Genomic DNA, 20550 nt, shown 5'->3' on the forward strand with positions numbered 1-20550 from the left:
CAGCGCCGTGTTGCGCGTACGTCAGCTGCAGCCGCTGGTGGAGCCGCAGCCCTCGCAGACGTAGCAGCTACCGGCGGGGCGCATCTTCGTACCGCAGGTGAAGCAGAGCGGTGCGTCGGCGGCCTTGCCGATCACGGCCTCCAGCAGCTCGGTGCTGGAGCCCACGCTCGGTGCCGGCTTGGCGGCGGCCACGTCGGCCATCTCCTGCGCCGGCTGCGCGACGGCCTCCGGCTTGGCCGGGGTCTCCACCGGCGCCGAGGACGCCATCACGGTGAGCTCTGCGCCCACCGCCGCGGCGGCCTCCGCGTCGGCCTCGGCCCGCAGCTGGGCGGCCCGCTCACCGGCGGTGAAGATGCCCAGCTCGGCGCGGCGCTCGTACGGCAGGAAGTCCAGTGCCAGGCGACGGAAGATGTAGTCCATCACCGAGGCGGCCATCCGCACGTCCGGGTCGTCGGTCATACCGGCCGGCTCGAAGCGCATGTTGGTGAACTTGCTGACGAACGTCTCCAGCGGCACGCCGTACTGGAGGCCGATGCTGATGGCCACCGAGAAGGCGTCCATCACGCCGGCCAGGGTCGAACCCTGCTTGGACATCTTCAGGAAGACCTCGCCGAGGCCGTCGTCGGGGTAGGACGACGCGGTGAGGTAGCCCTCGGCACCGCCGACGGAGAAGCTGACCGTCTCGGACGGGCGCTTCTTCGGCAGGCGCTTACGCACCGGCCGGTACTCGATGACCTTCTCCACTGCGGCCGGCTCGGCGGCCACGGTGGCGGCGGCCGACTCGGTGGCCTTGTTGGACTTCGCCACCGAGAGCGGCTGGCCGACCTTGCAGTTGTCCCGGTAGATCGCCAGTGCCTTGAGGCCGAGCTTCCAGCCCTCGAAGTAGATCTTCTCGACGTCCTCGACGGTGGCCGCCTCCGGCATGTTGACCGTCTTGGAGATGGCGCCGGAGACGAACGGCTGGATGGCCGCCATCATCCGCACGTGACCCATCGGGGCGATCGTCCGCTCCCCCATCGCGCAGTCGAACACCGCGTAGTGCTCCGGCTTGAGGCCCGGGGCGTCCACCACGTGACCGTGGTCGGCGATGTGCTCGACGATCGCCTCGACCTGCTCCTCGGGGTAACCGAGGCTGCGCAGGGCGCGCGGCACAGTCTGGTTGACGATCTGCATCGAGCCGCCGCCGACCAGCTTCTTGAACTTGACCAGCGCCAGGTCCGGCTCCACGCCGGTCGTGTCGCAGTCCATCATGAAGCCGATGGTGCCGGTCGGCGCGAGGACGCTCGCCTGCGCGTTACGCCACCCGAACTTGTCACCGATCTTGTTGCCCTGCGTCCACTGCTTGGTCGCCTCGCGGACGATCGCGGTGGCCACCGGGCTGGTCGGCTTGATCTCGTCGTTGGCGGCGGCGTGCTTGCGCATGACCCGCTTGTGCGGCTCCGCGTTACGGGCGTAGCCGTCGTACGGGCCGACGACGCCGGCCAGCTCGGCCGAGCGGCGGTACGCGGTGCCGGTCATCAGGGACGTGATCGCCGCGGCGACCGAGCGGCCCTGCTCCGAGTCGTAGGGCAGGCCGGAGGCCATCAGCAGGGCGCCCAGGTTGGCGTAGCCGATGCCGAGCTGCCGGAAGGCGCGGGTGGTGTCGCCGATCTTCTCGGTCGGGAAGTCGGCGAAGCAGATCGAGATGTCCATCGCGGTGATGACGAACTCGACGGACTTGACGAACTTCTCCACCTCGAAGCCACCGTCGGCGCGGATGAACTTCATCAGGTTGAGCGAGGCCAGGTTGCACGAGGAGTTGTCCAGGTGCAGGTACTCCGAGCACGGGTTCGACGCGGTAATCCGGCCGGTCTCCGGGCAGGTGTGCCAGTCGTTGATCGTGTCGTCGTACTGCAGGCCCGGGTCGGCGCACTCCCAGGCGGCCTGCGAGATCGTCCGGAACAGCTTCTTGGCGTCGACGGTGTCGATCACCGAGCCGTCCAGCCGGCCGCGCAGGTTGAAGCTGCCGCCGTCCTCCACCGCCGACATGAACTCGTCGGAGACCCGGACCGAGTTGTTGGCGTTCTGGTACTGCACGCTGACGATGTCGGAGCCACCGAGGTCCATGTCGAAGCCGGCGTCCCGCAGCGCGCGGATCTTGTCCTCCTCGCGCGCCTTGGTCGCCACGAACTCCTCGATGTCCGGGTGGTCCACGTCGAGGATGACCATCTTGGCCGCCCGGCGGGTCGCGCCGCCGGACTTGATGGTGCCGGCCGAGGCGTCCGCGCCGCGCATGAAGCTGACCGGGCCGGAGGCGGTGCCGCCGGAGGAGAGCAGCTCCTTCGACGAACGGATCCGGGACAGGTTGACCCCGGCCCCCGAGCCGCCCTGGAAGATCCGACCCTCCTCCTTGTACCAGTCGAGGATGGAGTCCATCGAGTCGTCGACGCTCAGGATGAAGCAGGCGCTGACCTGCTGCGGCGACGGCGTACCGACGTTGAACCAGACCGGCGAGTTGAAGCTGAACACCTGGTGCAGCAGCATCCAGGTCAGCTCGTGGGCGAAGATCTCGGCGTCGGCCGGACTGGCGAAGTAGCCGTACTCCTCACCCGCGGTGCGGTAGGTGGTGACCACCCGGTCGATCAACTGCTTGAGCGACCACTCCCGCTCCGGGGTCCCCACCGCACCCCGGAAGTACTTGGTGGTCACGATGTTGGCCGCGTTGACGCTCCACGCCTGGGGGAACTCGACCCCCCGCTGCTCGAAGTTGATCGAGCCGTCCCGCCAGTTCGTCATCACGACGTCGCGGCGCTCCCAGCTGACCTCGTCGTACGGGTGGACCCCCTCGGTCGTCCACACCCGCTCGATCTTCAGCCCCGCGCCTGCCTTGTTCCGTGAACGGCTAGTTGTCACGCCGTCGCCCCCCTCGTCTGCGCGGTCACCCACCGCGCGTCCCAATCGCTCGAAAAACAGTGAAGATTCAGCTGGTACGGCCGGCGGCCTCGACCGCGTCGGCCCGGCCCTGCTCCCGGGCCCTCGCCGCGGCCCGCAACGTCTCGATCTCGCGCTCGAAGTCGGCGAGCGAGTCGAAGGAGCGGTAGACACTGGCGAACCGCAGGTAGGCGATCTCGTCCAGGTCGCGCAACGGGCCCAGGATCGCCAGGCCCACCTCGTGGCTGGGGATCTCGGCGGCCCCCTTGGCCCGGACGGACTCCTCCACCCGTTGCGCGAGCAACGCGAGCGAGTCGTCGTCGACCGGCCGGCCCTGGCACGCCTTGCGCACCCCGCCGATGATCTTGGTGCGGCTGAACGGCTCGGTCACCCCGCTGCGCTTGACGACCGCGAGCACCGCCTCCTCGACGGTGGTGAAGCGCTTGCCGCACTCCGGGCAGGACCGCCGCCGCCGAATGAGTTGGCCGTCGTCGGCCTCCCGTGAGTCGACCACTCGGGAGTCAGCGTGCCGGCAGTACGGACACCGCATCGCCTACCTCCAAAAAATGATCAACTGCGCCCACACCGGGCACCCCCGGACACGACTCACCGCGACGGTGCCGCCCTCGGACGACGCCCGCCGTGGTCGACCTTACGGGAGTGCGGTCGGTAGTCGGACCCAACCTGTGGGCAACTTACGCCCGTGTCACTACTACATCTAGGGGTCGACCGTATGCCGCTGGGGAGGCCGGGTCAAGTTGACCCGCGTGTCCGGCGCGTCACGGACCATCCGGTCATCCGCGACCATCAGCACACCCGAAGACCCAACGCCGAGCGCCCACCCGAGTTACCGGCCGACAGGCCGGACCGACCGGGAAAACGGCCGAGGATCGAACACCAGTGCTACCTGACGTACCATTTATCAGAACATCCGTACGACGGGAGTGGTTTTTCACCCCGACACGCCGGTGAGAGGTCGTACAGATGTTTGAAAATGACTGATCTCACCTATACGGTCATGAACAACGTGGCACCCCCGCACGCACCACGAGCCGACGAGGCACCCAGCGCCGACCAGGGAGGACGGACGTGACCGAGGACCGGGCCAGCCGGCCGAAGAGCCCGCAGCAGATCACCGAGGCGGGCCCGCCGGCCACCCGACGCCGCAGCGCCGCGCGCAGCCGGACGGGTCAGCCCGCCGTGCGCCCGGTCACCCCGGTGGTCAGCGCCTTCCCCGACCCGGCGACTGTCGACCTGACCGCCCGCCAGCGTCGCATCCTGGAGTTCATCCGCACCTGGGTCGAGCGGCACGGCTACCCGCCGAGCGTCCGTGAGATCGGCGAGGCCGTCGGCCTGGTGTCGCCGTCCAGCGTCGCCTACCAGCTCAAGGAGCTGGAGAAGAAGGGCTTCCTGCGTCGCGACCCCAACCGGCCGCGCGCGGTCGACGTTCGCGCTCCCAGCGAGGCCATCGACGACGAGTTGTCCCGGGCACAGCGGCCGACGCCGGCGTACGTGCCGATGCTCGGCCGGATCGCCGCCGGTGGTCCCATCCTCGCCGAGCAGGCCGTGGAGGACATCTTCCCGCTCCCGCGTGAGCTGGTGGGCGAGGGCGAGGTCTTCATGCTCCAGGTCAAGGGTGACTCGATGCTCGACGCGGCGATCTGCGACGGCGACTGGGTCGTCGTCCGGCAACAGCCGACCGCCGACTCCGGCGAGATCGTGGCCGCCATGCTCGACGGCGAGGCGACAGTGAAGACGTACCGTCGACGCGACGGGCATGTCTGGCTGATGCCGCAGAACCCGGCCTTCGACCCCATCCCCGGTGACGACGCCACCATCATGGGTCGGGTCGTGGCGGTGCTCCGCCGGATCTGACCGATCGGCGGGTGGGCGCACCTGGTGCCCACCCGCATCAGTCCGTCAGGGGCGGGCGGGCGCCAGCAGAGCCTTCAGTAACGGTCGCCCCGATAGCCGCGACCGCCCCCGGGATACTGCCCGTACGGATCGACAGGCGCGTCGTCGTCCCGCCGACGGCCGGGCCGCTGACCCCGCTGGTCGGACTCCGGGCCGCCACGCCGGGGCGGCTCCGCACGGCCGGTGCCAGGCTGCCCGCCACCGTCGCCGTACACCCCGCCGCCAGGCCGACCGCCACCGCCCTGCGGGCGACCGCTCCCACCCTGTGCACGACCGCCGGCACCCTGGGGTCGACCACCGCCACCGGCGCCCTGCGGGCGACCACCTGCACCGGCACCCTGCGGTCGACCGCCGCCACCAGCGCCCTGCGGGCGACCACCGGTGCCCTGTGGTCGACCGCCGCCACCGGCCGGAGGCCGTCCGCCCCCGTAGACGCCGTTGCCGCCATCCGACCGTGGCCCGCCGTAGCCGCCATCCGTTGCTGCCGGGCGGGCACCTCCGTACACGGCACCACCTGCCGGGGCGACGCCACCGCGCCCCGGCGCACCACCTGCCGGCGCCGGGCCGCCACGACCCGGGGCACCGCCGCGACCAGGGGCACCGCCGCGACCAGGGGCACCGCCATAGACCGCACCGCCCGCCGCTGCGCCGCCACCGTAGACACCGCCCTTACGGTCGGCGGACGCTCGGGGATCATCGGCGGAACGGCCGCCGCGCGGGTCGAGCGGCTCACCATCCGGATCCGACGAGTCGGAGTCATCAGCCGGCGGCCGGTTACGGGCCCGGACGATGCCGACGATGCCGGCGGCGACCAGCAGCAGACCGAGCAGCCCGACCGCGCCGACCAGGTACGTGATGTCGTCGAAGCTCAGCCCGTCCGTCCACGACTTCGAGGCGGCCGGCTTGGCAGCAGCCCCGCCCCCCGCTGCCTGTGGCGCCGCGGTCGAGCTGGACGGTGTGTAGCTGAGGATGTCGAGGGGCTCGTCCTCACCGAACCGGGTGGCGTCGGAGACCGTGAGGAACGACTTCCCGTCCGGGGTGTAGCTGATGGCCTCGCCGAACGGGTCGGCCAACGCCGTCACCCGGGGCTTGCCGGTGGTGAGCGCGCCGACGATGTCACCGCCGCTCACGTCGAACTCGAACGCGTCCGCGTACGTGCGCAAAACCACCCGGGAACCGTCCGGCGACCGGGCCGCGCCGGTGATGGCGATCCGGCCGAAGGTGTTGAGCGGGTTCTCCGTCTGCGTCTTCGGCAGGGCGATATCGCCGGCCTTGCGCATCGGCACCGGCTCGGTGTCGCCGCTCTTCAGAGCCGTCGTGGGGGTGTAGATCTCGGCCTTGCCGCTGGTCACCTTCGTGATGATCAGCGGCTTGCCGTCGTCGTCGATGAGCAGGGCCTCGGCGTCGTGCGGTTTCGCCTCGGGATAGGCGAGCCGGTGCAGCGTCGGTTGCTTGCCGCCGCTGACCGGCATCGACCACAGCGCGACGCGTGTGCGGCGGGTCTTCGAGTCCGCGTTGTCGCCGATGTCGGCGATCCACAGGGTGTTGCCGTCCTTGGAGAGAGCGAGGTCCTCGGTGTCGGCCGGGCCCTGCCCCGAGTAGCGGACCGGCTCCTTCGAGATCTTGCATTTGCTGTCGAGGAAGAAGACCCGCTTACGGGCCACGTTCTCGGTGCCGTCGTTGACGACGATGTAGCCGCTCTTGGTCGCGACCAGCCCGGACAGCTCCCGCAGGCGCTCGTCGGTGATCGTGCACCGCTTCTGGCCGGGGGCGGCGGCGGACAACCCGGGGGCGGGAGCCGCCACTGCGACTCCGGAGAGCGCCACGGTTGCCCCGAGCAGGCCGAGGGCAACCGTGACCGAGGAAACAACGCGGCGCATTCGGCCAGTGTCGCATGCCGCGCGTTTCCGGTGGATGACGCCGTGGTCGCTCAGGAGCGGACGCCGGCCACCTGACTCTCCCGCTGAACCTCGAAGGGCGCCAGCTCCGCAGCCAGCTCCGCGCCGACCCGGACGTGCAGCAGCGTGCCCTCCGGCAGGTGCGACGTGCTGAGCACGTCACCCGTGCGGTGCACCCGTGCCACCAGGTCGCCCCGGTCGTACGGAAGCACGGCCCGGACCTCCACGGCCGGACGCGGCAGCCGCTCCTCGATCGCCGCGCGCAGCCCGTCGATGCCCCGACCCGAGTGCGCGGACACGAAGATCGCGTCCGGCCAGAGCCGCTTGAGCCGCAGCAGGGTGTCCTCGTCGGCCGCGTCGGTCTTGTTGACCACCAACAGCTCGGGGAGCCGGTCGGCGCTGACCTCGGCGAGCACCGCGTGGACCGCCCGGACCTGCTCCTCCGGATCCGGGTGGGTGCCGTCGACGACGTGCACCACCAGATCCGCCTCCGCGACCTCCTCGAGCGTCGAGCGGAACGCCTCGACGATCTGGTGCGGCAGGTGCCGGACGAAGCCGACGGTGTCGGAGAGGGTGTAGAGCCGCCCGTCCGAGGCGGTGGCCTTACGGGTGGTCGGGTCCAACGTCGCGAACAGCGCGTTCTCCACCAGCACACCCGCACCGGTCAGCCGGTTGAGCAGGCTGGACTTGCCGGCGTTGGTGTAACCGGCGATGGCCACGGCGGGGACCGAGTTGCGTGTGCGGCGGGCACGCTTGGTGACGCGTACCGTGCGCATGCTCTTGATCTCGCGCCGCAGTCGGGAGATGCGGTGGCGGATACGCCGCCGGTCGGTCTCCAGCTTGGTCTCACCGGGACCACGAACACCCACACCGCCACCGGCGCCGCCGCCCCGGCCGGAACCACCGGTCTGCCGGGAGAGCGTCTCACCCCAACCACGCAGCCGGGGCAGCAGGTATTCGAGCTGGGCCAGCTCGACCTGCGCCTTACCTTCCTTGCTCTTGGCGTGCTGGGCGAAGATGTCGAGGATCAGCGCCGTCCGGTCGACAACCTTGACCTTGGTGCGCTGCTCCAGGTTGCGCAGCTGCGACGGCGACAGCTCACCGTCGCAGATGACGGTGTCGGCACCGCTGGCCAGCACCACCGAGCTGAGGTCGTCGACCTTGCCGCGGCCGATGTAGGTGGCCGGGTCGGGTCGGGTACGGCGCTGGATGAGCCCTTCGAGCACCTGCGAACCGGCGGTCTCGGCCAGCGCGGCAAGCTCGGTCAGGGAGTTTTCCGCGTCGGTCACCGTGCCCTCGGTCCAGACACCCACCAGGACCACCCGCTCCAGCCGCAGCTGGCGGTATTCCACCTCGGTGACGTCGCTGAGCTCGGTAGAGAGGCCTGGGACGCGCCGGAGAGACTGCCGCTCCGACAGGTCCAGCTCGCCGGTGGTGACGTCGTCGAACTCGTCCTCGACGGGGACGAAGCTCTCCTGGTTCCGCAAGCGGTTCTCCTGTCCGTTTTGATAAGTAGAACGTAATCCTGACATGACACAACGCCGAACGCACCTGCTATATGCCCATGGTGAAGGTCGCCAAAAGTGGGGCCGAATGCTGGTCGGGGTCGACAACCCGGTAGAAATGCGGGCGGCGGCCGAACGGCCGCACAGCCGTTACGGAGGGATCCCGTGGCCATCACCCGACTGCCCAGCGCCGGATTTTCGATCACCATCCGGATCGCGGTAACCGCGGACGCCTCCTCGATCGGCCGGCTCACCACCTCCGTCGGCGAGGCCGGGGCGATCGTCACGGCGCTGGACGTGGTGGACTCCGACCCCACCAACGTGATCGTCGACCTGACCTGCGACACCGCCGACGCCGGTCACGCCGACCAGGTCGTCGAGGCGCTGACCGCGCTGGACGGCGTGGACGTGCGCAAGGTGTCGGACCGGACGTTCCTCCTGCACCTGGGCGGCAAGATCGAGGTGACGTCGAAGGTCGCGCTGCGCAACCGCGACGAGCTGTCCCGGGCGTACACCCCGGGAGTTGCCCGGGTCTGCATGGCGATCGCCGAGAACCCGGCGGACGCCCGGCGGCTGACCATCAAGCGGAACACCGTCGCGGTGGTCAGTGACGGTTCCGCGGTGCTGGGGCTGGGCAACCTGGGCCCGGCCGCGTCGCTGCCGGTGATGGAGGGCAAGGCGGCGCTGTTCAAGCGCTTCGGCGGGGTGGACGCCTGGCCGGTGGTGCTGGACACCCAGGACACCGACGAGATCGTGCAGATCGTCAAGGCGATCGCGCCCGCGTACGGCGGGATCAACCTGGAGGACATCGCCGCGCCGCGCTGCTTCGAGATCGAGGCCCGGCTGCGCGAGGCGCTGGACATCCCGGTCTTCCACGACGACCAGCACGGCACCGCGATCTGCGTGCTGGCCGCGCTGACCAACGCGCTGCGGGTCGTGGGCAAGGAACTCAAGGACGTGCGGGTGGTCGTCTCCGGCGCCGGCGCCGCCGGCACCGCGATCATGAAGCTGCTGCTGCGTCAGGGCGTCGGCGACATCATCGCGTACGACCGGCAGGGCGCCCTGCACCGCGGGCTGACCGGGCTCAACTCGGCGTGGCAGTGGCTGGCGGAGAACACCAACAAGGAGAACTACTCGGGTGACCTGCCGGGTGCGATCCGGGGTGCCGACGTGTTCATCGGTGTGAGCGCGCCGAACCTGCTCACCGGCGACGACATCGCCCAGATGGCGAAGGACGCGATCGTCTTCGCCCTCGCCAACCCCGACCCGGAGGTCGACCCGCGGGAGGCGCGCAAGCACGCCGCGGTGGTCGCCACCGGCCGTTCGGACCAGCCGAACCAGATCAACAACGTGCTCGCCTTCCCCGGGGTGTTCCGCGGCATGCTGGACGCTCACGCCGAGGAGTTCACCGAGGAGATGGCGATCGCGGCCGCTCAGGCCATCGCCGACGTGGTGGGCGAAGACAAGATCAACCCTACGGTGATCGTGCCGAGCGTCTTCGACTCCCGGGTCGCACCGGCCGTCGCCGCCGCCGTCCGCGCCGCCGCGCACAACCCGAGCCCGCGGCCGGCCGCCGACCCCGGCCCGGCCGACCTCCCCGAGATCGCGGCGAGCGCCAGCGCGACCCCGTAACGCGCCAAGCCCTCGTCGATCAAGAGGTTCGCGTCAGGAAGACAGCGGAACCTGACGCGAACCTCTTGATCATCACGGGTGGGGCGGCGGGCCCACGTCAGCGGAGCAGGGCAGCCGGGTCGACCTCGCCGGTCGCCACCAGGACAGCCGGGCCGGACAGCCAGCACGAATCCGCCGTCACGGTGACCGTCAGGCGACCACCAGGGACGTCCACGGCCACCACACCGGTGTCCCGGCCGAGGTCGCGCAGGGCCACCGCACCCACCGCGCAGGCGCCGGTGCCGCAGGACAGCGTCTCGGCGCTGCCGCGCTCGTACACCCGCATCAGGGTGTGCCCGTCGGTGCCCTCGACCGGGTCGCCGGCCACGATGAACTCGACGTTCACCCCGCTCGGAAAGACCTCCCGGTCGTACCCGGGAGCCTTCGTCAGATCCAGCGCGGACAACTCCACACCGGCGGGCAGGACGCAGACCAGGTGCGGGTTGCCGATGTCCACCGCCGCGCCTGTCACTGTCAGGTCGCCGAGGGTGGCGGCCGACTCGTCGTACACCCGGGGGCGGCGCATCTCGACGGACACGGCGTCGCCCTCGACCAGCGCGCGCACGACGCCGGCCCGGGTCGCCACCGGCAACGCCGCGCCAGCGGGCGTCGCCAAGCCGGTGTCGAGCAGGTAGCGCACGAAGACCCGGGCGCCGTTGCCGCACATCTCGGCGAACGAACCGTCGGCGTTCCAGTAGTCCATGAACCACTCGGCCTCGCCGGCCAACCCCGCGCCGTCCGGGTGCTTGGCCGCGCGGACCACCCGCAGCACGCCGTCCGCGCCGATGCCCCTCCGCCGGTCACAGAGCGCCGCGACCAGCTCCGGGGTCAGGTCGAGCTGACCGTCCGGGTCGGGGAGGATGACGAAGTCGTTGCCGGTGCCGTGGCCCTTGGTGAACTCCACGCCCCCATTATCGTGTCTCGGCCGGCACCAGACGCAGGGCGGCCCCGATCAGCTCCGGTTCCGCCGAGTCCAGCCAGTGGATCCGGGAGTCCCGCCGGAACCAGGACCGCTGCCGGCGGACGAAGCGGCGGGTCGCCCGGACCGTCTCGTCGTGCGCCTGCGCCTCGGTCAGCTCACCGGCGAGCATCCGCAACACCTGCTGGTAGCCGAGCGCCCGACTCGCCGTCCGCCCCTCCGGCAACCCGCGCCCGACCAACTCGCGGGTCTCGGCCACCAGGCCGTCGGCCCACATCCGGTCGACCCGCAGCGCGATCCGCTCGTCCAGTACGCCGGTGTCCAGGTCGACGCCGAGCTGCACCGACGGGTAGTACGGGGTGGGCTGCGGCAGCGAGGCCGTGAACGGCGATCCGGTGAGCTCGATCACCTCCAGGGCCCGGACGATCCGCCGACCGTTGGCCGGCAGGATGCTCTCGGCGGCGACCGGGTCGGCGGCGCGCAGCCGCGCGTACAGCGGAGCCGGGCCGACCTCCGCCAACTCGCGTTCCAGCCGCTCCCGCAGCGCCGCGTCGGTGCCCGGGAACTCGAAGCGCTCCAACACCGCCCGCACGTACAGCCCCGACCCGCCGACCAGCAGCGGCACCCGCCCCCGGGACAGGATGTCGTCCACCGCCGCGCGGGCCAGCCGCTGGTACTCCGCGACGCTCGCCGGCTCGGTGACATCCCAGATGTCCAGCAGGTGATGCGGCACCCCGTCCCGCTCGGCGACGGTCAGCTTGGCGGTGCCGACGTCCATGCCCCGGTAGAGCTGCATCGAGTCGGCGTTCACCACCTCCCCACCCAGGGCGTGCGCCAACGCGATGCTCAGCGCCGACTTACCCGCTGCGGTCGGGCCCACCACCGCGACGACCGTACCGCTGGTCACTCCCGCTCCCAGGACGCCACGAAGTAGGCGACACCGTAGGGGGCCGCATGGTGCAACAGCTCCCCGCGCCACCCGCCGCCAGCCCTCCGGGCCGCGCCGGCCAGCACCTGCCAGGGCGCACGACCAGCGGCCTTCAGCTCCGCCGACACCACCGGGTCCAGGTCGAGCAGGACGTCCAGGTCCGCGTCGGCCAGCGCCGCCGCAACCCTCTGGTCGTACGCGAGGGCGCGCGGGTCGTCGTACCCGGGTGACGTCACTCCCCGGCACGCCGACCCGTCCCCGAGGACCAGCAACGCCACCCGGTCACCAGTGGCGGCGACCTCGTCGGCGAGCACCGACAGCTCGGCCGGGCCCGCGTCGGCGGCCACCTGCATGGCGGTGACCGTCGGCGCGCCGGCTGAGGTCGCGCCCGTCGGCGTTGCGCCGGCCGAGGTCGCGCCGGTCGGCGGTGCGCTGCTCACGGTCGTGCTGCTCGAGGTGGCGCTCGCCGACGGTGTGCCGACCGGCGGCGTGCTGGTCGGCACCGTGCTGGCCGGCGGCGGCGTCTCGTGACGGGTCAGCAGCCACGCGCCGATGGTCAGGCTCAACGGCAGCACCGCACCCCGGTCGGGCTGCCCCGGAACCAGCGGCACGTCCAGGTCCACACCCCAGGGCTGTAGCGAGCCCGTGGCCGGAGTGCGGATCGGACCGGTCACCGGGCCGGTCCCGAGCAGCACCACGCTGTCCGGACCGACGGCCAGCAATCGGCGTACGGCGGTGTCGCAGGCCGCCCGAAGGTCGTCCAACTCCGGGGCCGCGGAGCCGGCCACCTCCGGCACGAGCAGGGGCGGATGCGGGCAGACGGCGGCGGCGACCAGTGGCACCCGTTCACCGTAGCGGGAATCCCCGGTGCGTCTCCGCGCCGATCCGGTCATTCGGCCCCTAGGACACCGTATGGTCACGGTCGGCGATAGGCGCTCGACGCGGACCGGGTGAGACCTGTGACAATGCCGGAAGTAACTTGGCTGCGCCGTGGCGGCGACGGGGGTTCGTTCCCTCGACGCCGGGAGAACGAGGATGGGCACATGAGCGACTGGACTGCCTTCGGACGGGTGGACGCGGACGGCACCGTGTACGTCAAGACCACCGAGGGCGAGCGGGTGGTCGGATCCTGGCAGGCGGGTGCGCCGGAGGAAGGGCTGGCACACTTCGCGCGCCGCTTCGCCGATCTGGTCACCGAGGTGGACCTGACCGAAGCTCGGCTCAAGTCGGGTGCGGCGGATGCCGGGCACTCGTTGAGCACGATCCGGCGGATCCGCACCACGCTGCCCGAGGCCAACGTGGTCGGCGACATCGACGCCCTGACCGCTCGTCTGGACAAGCTGGCGACCCTCGCCGAGGAGAAGGCCGGCGAGGCGCGGGCCGCCCGGGACGCCGCTCGCGGCGAAGCCCTGGCCCGCAAGACCGCACTGGTCGAGGAGGCCGAGAAGCTCGCCGCCGAGTCCACCGGTTGGAAGACCGCCGGCGACCGGCTCAAGGAGATCCTCGACGAGTGGAAGACCATCCGCGGGGTCGACAAGAAGGCCGACGGTGAGCTGTGGAAGCGGTTCGCCGCCGCCCGGGACGGCTTCACCCGACGTCGTGGCGCCCACTTCGCCTCCCTGGACTCGCAGCGCAAGCAGGCGCAGACCGCCAAGGAGGAGCTGGTCGCCCAGGCGGAGAAGCTCCAGGAGTCCACCGACTGGGCCGCCACCGCCAACCAGCTCAAGGACCTGATGACCCAGTGGAAGGCCGCGCCGCGCGCCTCCAAGGAGGCCGAGCAGAAGCTCTGGGAACGATTCCGGGGTGCGCAGGACGCCTTCTTCAGCCGGCGCAGTGAGGTCTTCTCCGCCCGGGACAACGAGCAGCGCGGCAACCTGGAGCGCAAGCAGGCCCTGCTCGCCGAAGCCGAGGCGCTGGACATCGACGCCGACCCGAAGGGCGCCCAGGCCAAGTTGCGCGAGATCCAGGCGCAGTGGCACGAGGCCGGCCGGGTCCCCCGCGAGGCGGCGGCTGGGCTGGAGCGCCGGCTGCGCGCCATCGACGACAAGGTCCGCGACGTCATGGACTCGGCGTGGCGCCGCACCACCAAGGAGGACAACCCGCTGCTCGCCCAGATGCGGGCACAGGTGGCGGAAGCCGAGGACCGGCTGGCCCGGGCGCAGAGCGCCGGGGACGCACGCCGGATCAAGGAGGCCGAGCAGGCGCTCGCCTCCAAGCGGCAGTTCCTCCAGCTCGCCGAGCAGGCCGGCTGAGCTGACGTCTCCCGGAGCCCCCGGCCCCCTCACGGGGACCGGGGGCTCCGCGTATCCAGGCGCCCCGGCACCCCGGCGTTCACCCTGCCGCGCCCAGCGACGCGCGCCCCCGCCCCGCACCGCCCGCACCGCCCCGCGCTGCCCGCCCCGCCCGCACCGCACCGCCCGCCCCGCGCCGTGCCGCCAGCGCCGCCCGCCCCGCCCCGCCCCCAAGATCCGCGCAACTTCCCGGATGTTGCTGCCTCCGAGGCGCGGGAGGCAGCAACATCCCTGATGTTGTGCGGATCTTGGCGACGGCGAGGCGTTCTGGACCCGCCAAGAGGGGGTTGAGGCACTTGCATGCGGATAGGCGGCCAGAAGCGTGACGCGGGGCCCGGCGGTATGGCTACCGGGATGGCGGTGGTCGGCTTGGGCTGGCGGTGCTGGTTGACGCATTGACGTGGGGTGATCAGAATGAGCCACGGAGTCAGGTAGGGCCACCGGACGAGGGCGACGAAGGCGGAACAACCGCCGTCGTGGGTCGCCGGTGAGCTTTCGCGAGTGACACGTCCGCGTGACATGGGCCGTCGCGCACTGTCCGCGTACCCCTTGGGGAGCGTGACGTGCGGACAGCCACCTGGCCTCCGAAGTGGAGCTCGAATGTTCCGTCCTAAAGCTTTCGGCGGTGCGGTCACCGCGCTCGCCACCGTCGCGGCCGGCGTGTTCCTCGCCGCTGCCGTCAGTAGCAGTCCGGCCGTGGCCGCCGGCACCGGTACGGGTTACCTGCACACCAACGGCAACCAGATCGTGGACAGCACCGGTGCCACGGTCCGGTTGACCGGCATCAACTGGTTCGGCATGGAGACCGACAACAAGACCTTCCACGGGCTGTGGTCGAACAACCCGTGGCGGGGGCAGCTCGACACGATGGTGCGGTTGGGTTACAACACGTTGCGGGTGCCGTACTCGAATGACGCGCTGAAGGCGGGTGCGACCGCCAGCGGGGTCAACGACTTCGTCAACCCGGATCTGGTCGGGCTGTCGCCGTTGCAGATCCTGGACAAGGTGATCGACTACGCCGGCAGCAAGGGGATGCGGATCATCCTGGACCGGCACCGGCCGACGTCGGCCGGGCAGTCACCGTTGTGGTACACGTCGACGGTCTCCGAGGCGACCTGGATCAACGACTGGAAGATGCTGGCCCAGCGGTACGCGGGCAACCCCACGGTGATCGGCGCGGACCTGCACAACGAGCCGCACGCCGAGGGCACCAACCCGGCGGCCACCGGCGCGTGCTGGGGGTGCGGTGACACCACCCGGGACTGGCGGCTCGCCGCCGAGCGGGCCGGCAACGCCATCCTCGGTGTCCAGCCCAACTGGTTGATCTTCGTGGAGGGGGTGAGCTGCCCCAGCGGTGGCCTCTCCAACGTGTGGGACAACGACCCCAGCAACGACGAGGACTGCGGTTGGTGGGGTGGCAACCTGTCGAAGGCCGGCGAGTTCCCGGTACGGCTGAGCGTGCCGAACCGGCTTGTCTACTCGCCGCACGAGTACGCCACGTCGGTGTACCGGCAGAGCTGGTTCGACGCCCCGGACTACCCGGCGAACATGCCGGCCATCTGGGACAAGTACTGGGGTTACCTGTACAAGCAGAACATCGCGCCGATCATGATGGGTGAGTTCGGCAGCACCCTGGCCGACCCGAAGGACCGGGTGTGGTTGGAGAGGCTGATGGCGTACACCGGCACGGGGGTGACGGGCATGTCCTTCACCTACTGGTCGTGGAACCCCAACTCGGGTGACACCGGCGGCATCGCGCTTGACGACTGGACGAACGTCAACACCACCAAGCAGGCGATCCTCCAGCCGTACCTGATCCCGCCGACCGGCGGCGGCACCACCCCACCGACGACGGGTGGGCCGACGGACCCGCCGCCCGGTGCCTGCACGGCCACCTACCGGCAGGTGAACGCCTGGCAGGGTGGCTTCCAGGGTGAGCTGACGGTGAAGAACACCGGCTCGGCCGCCGTGAACCCGTGGTCGGTCACCTGGACGTGGCCGTCCGGGGTGACGCTGGGCAGTGGTTGGAACGCCACCGTCACGCAGTCCGGCACGACGGTCACCGCCGCCGCTCCGAGTCACGCGCCGTCCCTGCCGGCGGGTGGGTCGGTCACCGTCGGCTTCACCGCCAACGGCACCGCCAGCGCACCGGGCGCCGTGAAGCTCGGCGGCGCGAGCTGCTGAGTCGAGCCGGCACCGTGGAGCTCGGCAGCGCACGCTGCTGAGCTGTCGGGACGGCCGGTGCGCGACGCATCGGCCGTCCCGACCATTTACATGCATGGACTTCTATGCTTTCATCGGGAAAGCGCTTGCCTCGCACTGTCGGCGGGCGTAAGCGCGGGAGCCGCTTTCCTTCACGAACCTGCACTGGCGGGCCCGAGGACCACCGGTCCCGGCCGACCTCGCCGCCCACGGGCATGGGCGACGCGACGGTCCGTCCGCCTCATCGAAAGGGAGCAGCATGCGCACAGGACGGCGTCGAACGACGCTGATCGCCACCACCGCCGCAGCCACCGCGACCCTGGTCACCGCCGGTCTGCTGACCTCCGTGTCCGCGCAGGCCGCCGCCGGATGCCAGGTGGCCTACTCGGTCGCCAGCCAGTGGCCGGGCGGGTTCACCGGCAACGTCACAGTCACCAACCTCGGCGACCCGGTCTCCGGGTGGACGCTGCGCTGGTCGTACGGGGCCGGTCAGCAGACCAGCCAGGCGTGGGGTGCCACCGTCACACAGAGCGGCAGCCAGGTCTCCGCGACGAACGTCGACTACAACGGCAACCTGGCGACCAACGGCACCGCCTCGTTCGGCTTCAACGCGAGCTGGAACAACTCCAGCAACCCGGCTCCGACCAGCTTCACCCTGAACAACGTCGCCTGCACCGGCAGCACCACGCCGACCACGCCGCCGCCCAGCACCCCACCGCCGAGCACCCCGCCACCGTCGAGCACTCCCCCGCCCGGCCAGCAGCCGTCGAACCTGGTCGGCTGGGCCACCCAGAACGGCGGCACCACCGGCGGCGGCAACGCCGGCACCACCACCGTCAGCAACGCCTCGGGCCTGACCAGCGCACTGAACGCGACAGGCGCCGCGGTGATCCGGGTGACCGGGACCATCACCTGCTCGGGCATGCTGCGGGTCCGGTCCAACAAGACCATCATCGGCAACTACGGGGCGACGATCGTCGGCTGCGGTCTCAACATCAACGGTGACCGCAACGTGATCATCCGCAACCTGACGTTCCGCAACTGGGACGACGACGCGATCAACGTGCAGGAGTCGGCCACCAACATCTGGATCGACCACAACACCTTCAGCAACGGGTACGACGGCGCTGTCGACATCAAGCGCGGCTCGGACTTCGTCACCGTCTCCTGGAACCGGGTCTTCAGCCACGACAAGACCATGCTGCTCGGTCACAGCGACGACAACGCCGGTCAGGACGTCGGTCACCTGCGGGTGAGCTACCACCACAACTACTTCGACGGCAGCAACCAGCGCAACCCCCGGGTGCGCTTCGGCAACCCGGTGCACGTCTACAACAACTACTACCGGGCCAATGGCGGCTACGGCGTCGCGTCCACCGAGAACGCCGGCGTGCTGGTCGAGGGCAACTACTTCGAGAACGTCGACGACCCGTACCACCGTGGTGAGGGCGACTCCGGGCCCGGCAGCCTGGTTGCCCGCAACAACCACTTCGTCAACTCGCCCACCGGCCAGGCCGGCGGCAGCGTGGCGAGCATCCCGTACTCGTACCAGTTGGACACCGCGAGCACCGTCAAGTCCATCGTGACGGCGGGCGCGGGCGCCGGCAAGATCACCGTCTGACCGGGGAAGGGCCCCTCGACGAGGGGCCCTTCCGTGCGGTCAGTGCGCGGCGCAGCCCGCGGTGGGCGCGGGCGCGACCGGCGGCGCGCCGATCGTCGGCAGACCGAGCAACACACCGGGGGTACGCGGAGAGCGCCCCGCCTCGGCCGCGTCGCCGGCCCGGGTACGCCGGTGTGCCACCAGCGCCCCGTCGGCGTTGAGATGGTGCGGTGCCGCGTACGTGACGGTGGTGTGCACGATGTCGCCCGGGCGGATCTGGCCGGCGAGCGACTCCCCGGCAGGGCCCTCGGTCGCGAAGTGCACCAGCCGCCCGTCGCGGGCCCGACCGGACATCCGGCCGGTGCGCTCGTCCTTGCGGCCCTCGCCGACAGCGACCAGCACCTCGACGGTCTCGCCCACCAGGCGCTTGTTCTCCGCCCAGGTGATCTCCTCGACGGTCGCGACCAGCCGCTCGTAGCGCTCCTGCACGACCTGCTTGGGCAACTGGTCGTCCATCGTCGCGGCCGGGGTGCCGGGCCGCTTGGAGTACTGGAAGGTGAAGGCCGAGGAGAACCGCGCCTCGCGGACCACGTCCAGCGTGCGCTGGAAGTCGGCCTCGGTCTCGCCGGGGAAGCCGACGATGATGTCGGTGGTGATCGCCGCGTCCGGCATCGCCGCCCGCACCTTCTCGATGATCCCCAGGTAGCGCTCGGAGCGGTAGGACCGGCGCATCGCCTTCAGCACGTCGTCGGAGCCGGACTGCAACGGCATGTGCAGCGAGTGGCAGACGTTGGGCGTCTCGGCCATCGCGGCGATCACGTCGTCGGTGAAGTCCTTCGGGTGGGGGCTGGTGAACCGCACCCGCTCCAGCCCGTCGATGTCGCCGCAGGCACGCAGCAACTTGCCGAACGCGTACCGGTCACCGAACTCGACGCCGTAGGAGTTGACGTTCTGGCCGAGCAGCGTCACCTCCAGCACACCCTCGTCGACCAGGGCGCGCACCTCGGAGAGGATGTCGCCGGGCCGCCGGTCCTTCTCCTTGCCGCGCAGCGCCGGCACGATGCAGAAGGTACAGGTGTTGTTGCACCCCACCGAGATCGACACCCAACCGGCGTACGTGGACTCGCGGCGGGTGGGCAGCGTGGAGGGGAAGACGTCGAGGGATTCGAGGATCTCCACCTCGGCGGCGGCGTTGTGCCGGGCCCGCTCCAGCAGCACCGGCAGCGCGCCAATGTTGTGGGTGCCGAAGACCACGTCGACCCAGGGCGCCTTGCGGACGATGTCGCCCCGGTCCTTCTGGGCCAGGCAGCCGCCGACCGCGATCTGCATCCCGGGGTGCTTGTCCTTCACCGGGCGTAGGCGACCAAGGTTGCCGTAGAGCCGGTTGTCCGCGTTCTCCCGCACCGCGCAGGTGTTGAAGACGACGATGTCCGGGGTGTCGTCGGTGGGCACCGCGCGCACGTAGCCGGCCTGTTCAAGCAGCCCGGAGATGCGCTCAGAATCGTGCACGTTCATCTGGCAGCCGTACGTCACGACGTTGTAGGTCCTAGCCACCCTCTTGGTGCCCCTTCCCCTCGGGCTACCAGGGTAGCGGCCCGTTCGGCGGCCCCTACCCACCGGCATTGACCCGGCGGCCCATAGCGGGCATCCACGACGGGCAGTACGCTGCACAACAAGAATGTGTTCTGGGCGATTTCGGGGGCTTTGCACTCGGCGCCGACGATGCGCGGCTCCGTTCACGGGGGAGCACATGACGACCCGCGGGAGGCCAACCGTGACGCGACAAGATGCGGCACAGCGCACCGTCACCACCCCGGACGGGCGGCACCTCGCGGTGGAGACCTCCGGCTCCCCGGACGGGCCCGCGGTCTTCCTGCTGCACGGCACACCGGGCAGCCGCAGCGGCCCCCGTCCGCGGGGCATCGTCGTCTACCGCCTCGGCGTGCACCTCGTCTGCTACGACCGGCCCGGTTACGGCGACTCCGACCGGCACGAGGGCCGGCGGGTGGCCGACGCGGCGGCCGACGTGGCGGCGATCGCCGACGACCTCGGCATCGAACGGTTCGCGGTGGTAGGTCGATCAGGTGGCGGCCCACACGCCCTGGCCTGCGCGGCGCTGCTGCCCGACCGGGTCACCCGGGCCGCCGTGCTGGTGGGGCTCGCCCCGGCCGGCGCACCCGACCTGGACTGGTACGCCGGCATGGCGGAATCGAACGTGGAGGACTACGGGCAGGCCGACGAGGACCTGGCCGAGCTGACCCTCAACCTGAAGGTGCGCGCCGAAGAGGCCCGACGGGACCCGATGACACTGCTGGAGTTCCTCCGCCCCCAGTTGCCGGAGGCGGACATCCGGGTCGTCGACGATGTCGCGATCCGCCGGCTGCTGACCGACATGTACTCCGAGGCGCTGCGGCACGGCCCCGAGGGCTGGATCGACGACGTGCTGGCGATCCGCCGCGGCTGGGGGTTCGACCTGGGCGCCATCCGTGCCGAGGTCCGGCTCTGGCACGGCGAGCAGGACCGCTTCTCCCCGGTGGAGCACTCCCACTGGCTCGCCTCGCGGATCTCCCGCGCCGAGGTCCAGGTGCAGCCCGGAGCCGCGCACTTCGGGGCGGTGGAGATCCTTCCGCAGACCCTGAGCTGGCTGGCCCGACCCGACCTGGCGACCAGCCCTCGACTCTGATCGGCCGGCCGGGCCGACAACCCGGCCCG

At 70.8% G+C, this 20550-nt stretch carries 14 protein-coding genes; 6 read left to right on the forward strand and 8 right to left on the reverse strand.

Translation table 11 applies throughout. The features are described from left to right. Positions 1–21: 21 nt before the first annotated feature. Both O3438_RS14675 and nrdR read right to left on the reverse strand, forming a co-directional pair. A complete protein-coding gene (locus tag O3438_RS14675; protein ID WP_269680501.1) occupies positions 22–2925 on the reverse strand; it encodes a vitamin B12-dependent ribonucleotide reductase in 2904 nt (967 codons plus the stop codon). A 34-nt stretch (positions 2926–2959) separates the two neighbouring features. Then, entirely contained in the window at positions 2960–3460 is a 501-nt protein-coding gene (nrdR, locus tag O3438_RS14680; RefSeq protein WP_145784926.1) for a transcriptional regulator NrdR, read from the reverse strand. 539 nt (positions 3461–3999) lie between these two features. Between nrdR and lexA the strand changes: the two genes are divergently transcribed. Beyond that, complete coding sequence (gene lexA, locus O3438_RS14685; protein WP_091400540.1) at positions 4000–4785, forward strand: transcriptional repressor LexA; 786 nt, start codon at positions 4000–4002, stop codon at positions 4783–4785. 74 nt (positions 4786–4859) lie between these two features. Here lexA and O3438_RS14690 read toward each other — a convergent pair whose 3' ends face one another. Both O3438_RS14690 and hflX read right to left on the reverse strand, forming a co-directional pair. Next, complete coding sequence (locus tag O3438_RS14690; protein ID WP_269680502.1) at positions 4860–6704, reverse strand: hypothetical protein; 1845 nt, start codon at positions 6702–6704, stop codon at positions 4860–4862. 50 nt (positions 6705–6754) lie between these two features. Continuing rightward, positions 6755–8209, reverse strand: a complete 1455-nt coding sequence (gene hflX / locus O3438_RS14695) for a GTPase HflX (protein WP_269680503.1) — start codon at positions 8207–8209, stop codon at positions 6755–6757. A 183-nt stretch (positions 8210–8392) separates the two neighbouring features. Here hflX and O3438_RS14700 point away from each other — a divergent pair, with 183 nt between their 5' ends. Continuing rightward, on the forward strand, positions 8393–9859 hold the full coding sequence (locus tag O3438_RS14700; RefSeq protein WP_269680504.1) for an NAD-dependent malic enzyme: 1467 nt from the start codon (positions 8393–8395) through the stop codon (positions 9857–9859). Between the two features lie 97 nt (positions 9860–9956). Here the strand turns inward: O3438_RS14700 and dapF are convergent, their stop codons facing one another. Genes dapF through O3438_RS14715 form a run of 3 tightly spaced genes read right to left on the reverse strand, consistent with a single transcriptional unit; the run spans position 9957 to position 12587 of the window. Beyond that, positions 9957–10802, reverse strand: a complete 846-nt coding sequence (dapF, locus tag O3438_RS14705) for a diaminopimelate epimerase (RefSeq protein ID WP_269680505.1) — start codon at positions 10800–10802, stop codon at positions 9957–9959. 7 nt (positions 10803–10809) lie between these two features. Further along, positions 10810–11838 carry a tRNA (adenosine(37)-N6)-dimethylallyltransferase MiaA gene (gene miaA / locus O3438_RS14710; protein WP_442929724.1) on the reverse strand — a complete coding sequence of 343 codons (1029 nt, stop codon included), beginning with the start codon at positions 11836–11838 and terminating at the stop codon, positions 10810–10812. Continuing rightward, positions 11721–12587: a hypothetical protein gene (locus O3438_RS14715; protein ID WP_269680507.1), complete on the reverse strand. Its 867-nt coding sequence runs from the start codon at positions 12585–12587 to the stop codon at positions 11721–11723. Before O3438_RS14715 ends, miaA begins: the two co-directional genes overlap by 118 nt. A gap of 201 nt (positions 12588–12788) precedes the next feature. On the opposite strand from O3438_RS14715, the gene O3438_RS14720 reads away from it, so the two are divergent. The 3 genes from O3438_RS14720 (at position 12789) to O3438_RS14730 (ending at position 17859) form a co-directional block, all read left to right on the forward strand. Next, on the forward strand, positions 12789–13997 hold the full coding sequence (locus O3438_RS14720) for a DUF349 domain-containing protein (RefSeq protein WP_269680508.1): 1209 nt from the start codon (positions 12789–12791) through the stop codon (positions 13995–13997). 639 nt (positions 13998–14636) lie between these two features. After that, positions 14637–16220, forward strand: a complete 1584-nt coding sequence (locus O3438_RS14725; RefSeq protein WP_269680509.1) for a cellulase family glycosylhydrolase — start codon at positions 14637–14639, stop codon at positions 16218–16220. A 277-nt stretch (positions 16221–16497) separates the two neighbouring features. After that, positions 16498–17859 (forward strand): pectate lyase family protein, encoded by a 1362-nt coding sequence (locus tag O3438_RS14730; protein WP_269680510.1) that lies wholly within the window; start codon positions 16498–16500, stop codon positions 17857–17859. 39 nt (positions 17860–17898) lie between these two features. Here the strand turns inward: O3438_RS14730 and miaB are convergent, their stop codons facing one another. Continuing rightward, positions 17899–19392, reverse strand: coding sequence for a tRNA (N6-isopentenyl adenosine(37)-C2)-methylthiotransferase MiaB (gene miaB / locus O3438_RS14735; protein WP_269680511.1), 1494 nt, complete (start codon positions 19390–19392; stop codon positions 17899–17901). Positions 19393–19612: 220 nt separating this feature from the next. Between miaB and O3438_RS14740 the strand changes: the two genes are divergently transcribed. Then, positions 19613–20521, forward strand: coding sequence for an alpha/beta fold hydrolase (locus tag O3438_RS14740; RefSeq protein WP_269680512.1), 909 nt, complete (start codon positions 19613–19615; stop codon positions 20519–20521). Positions 20522–20550 lie beyond the last annotated feature (29 nt).

The organism is Micromonospora sp. WMMC250, from assembly GCF_027460215.1.
Taxonomy (GTDB): domain Bacteria; phylum Actinomycetota; class Actinomycetes; order Mycobacteriales; family Micromonosporaceae; genus Micromonospora; species Micromonospora taraxaci.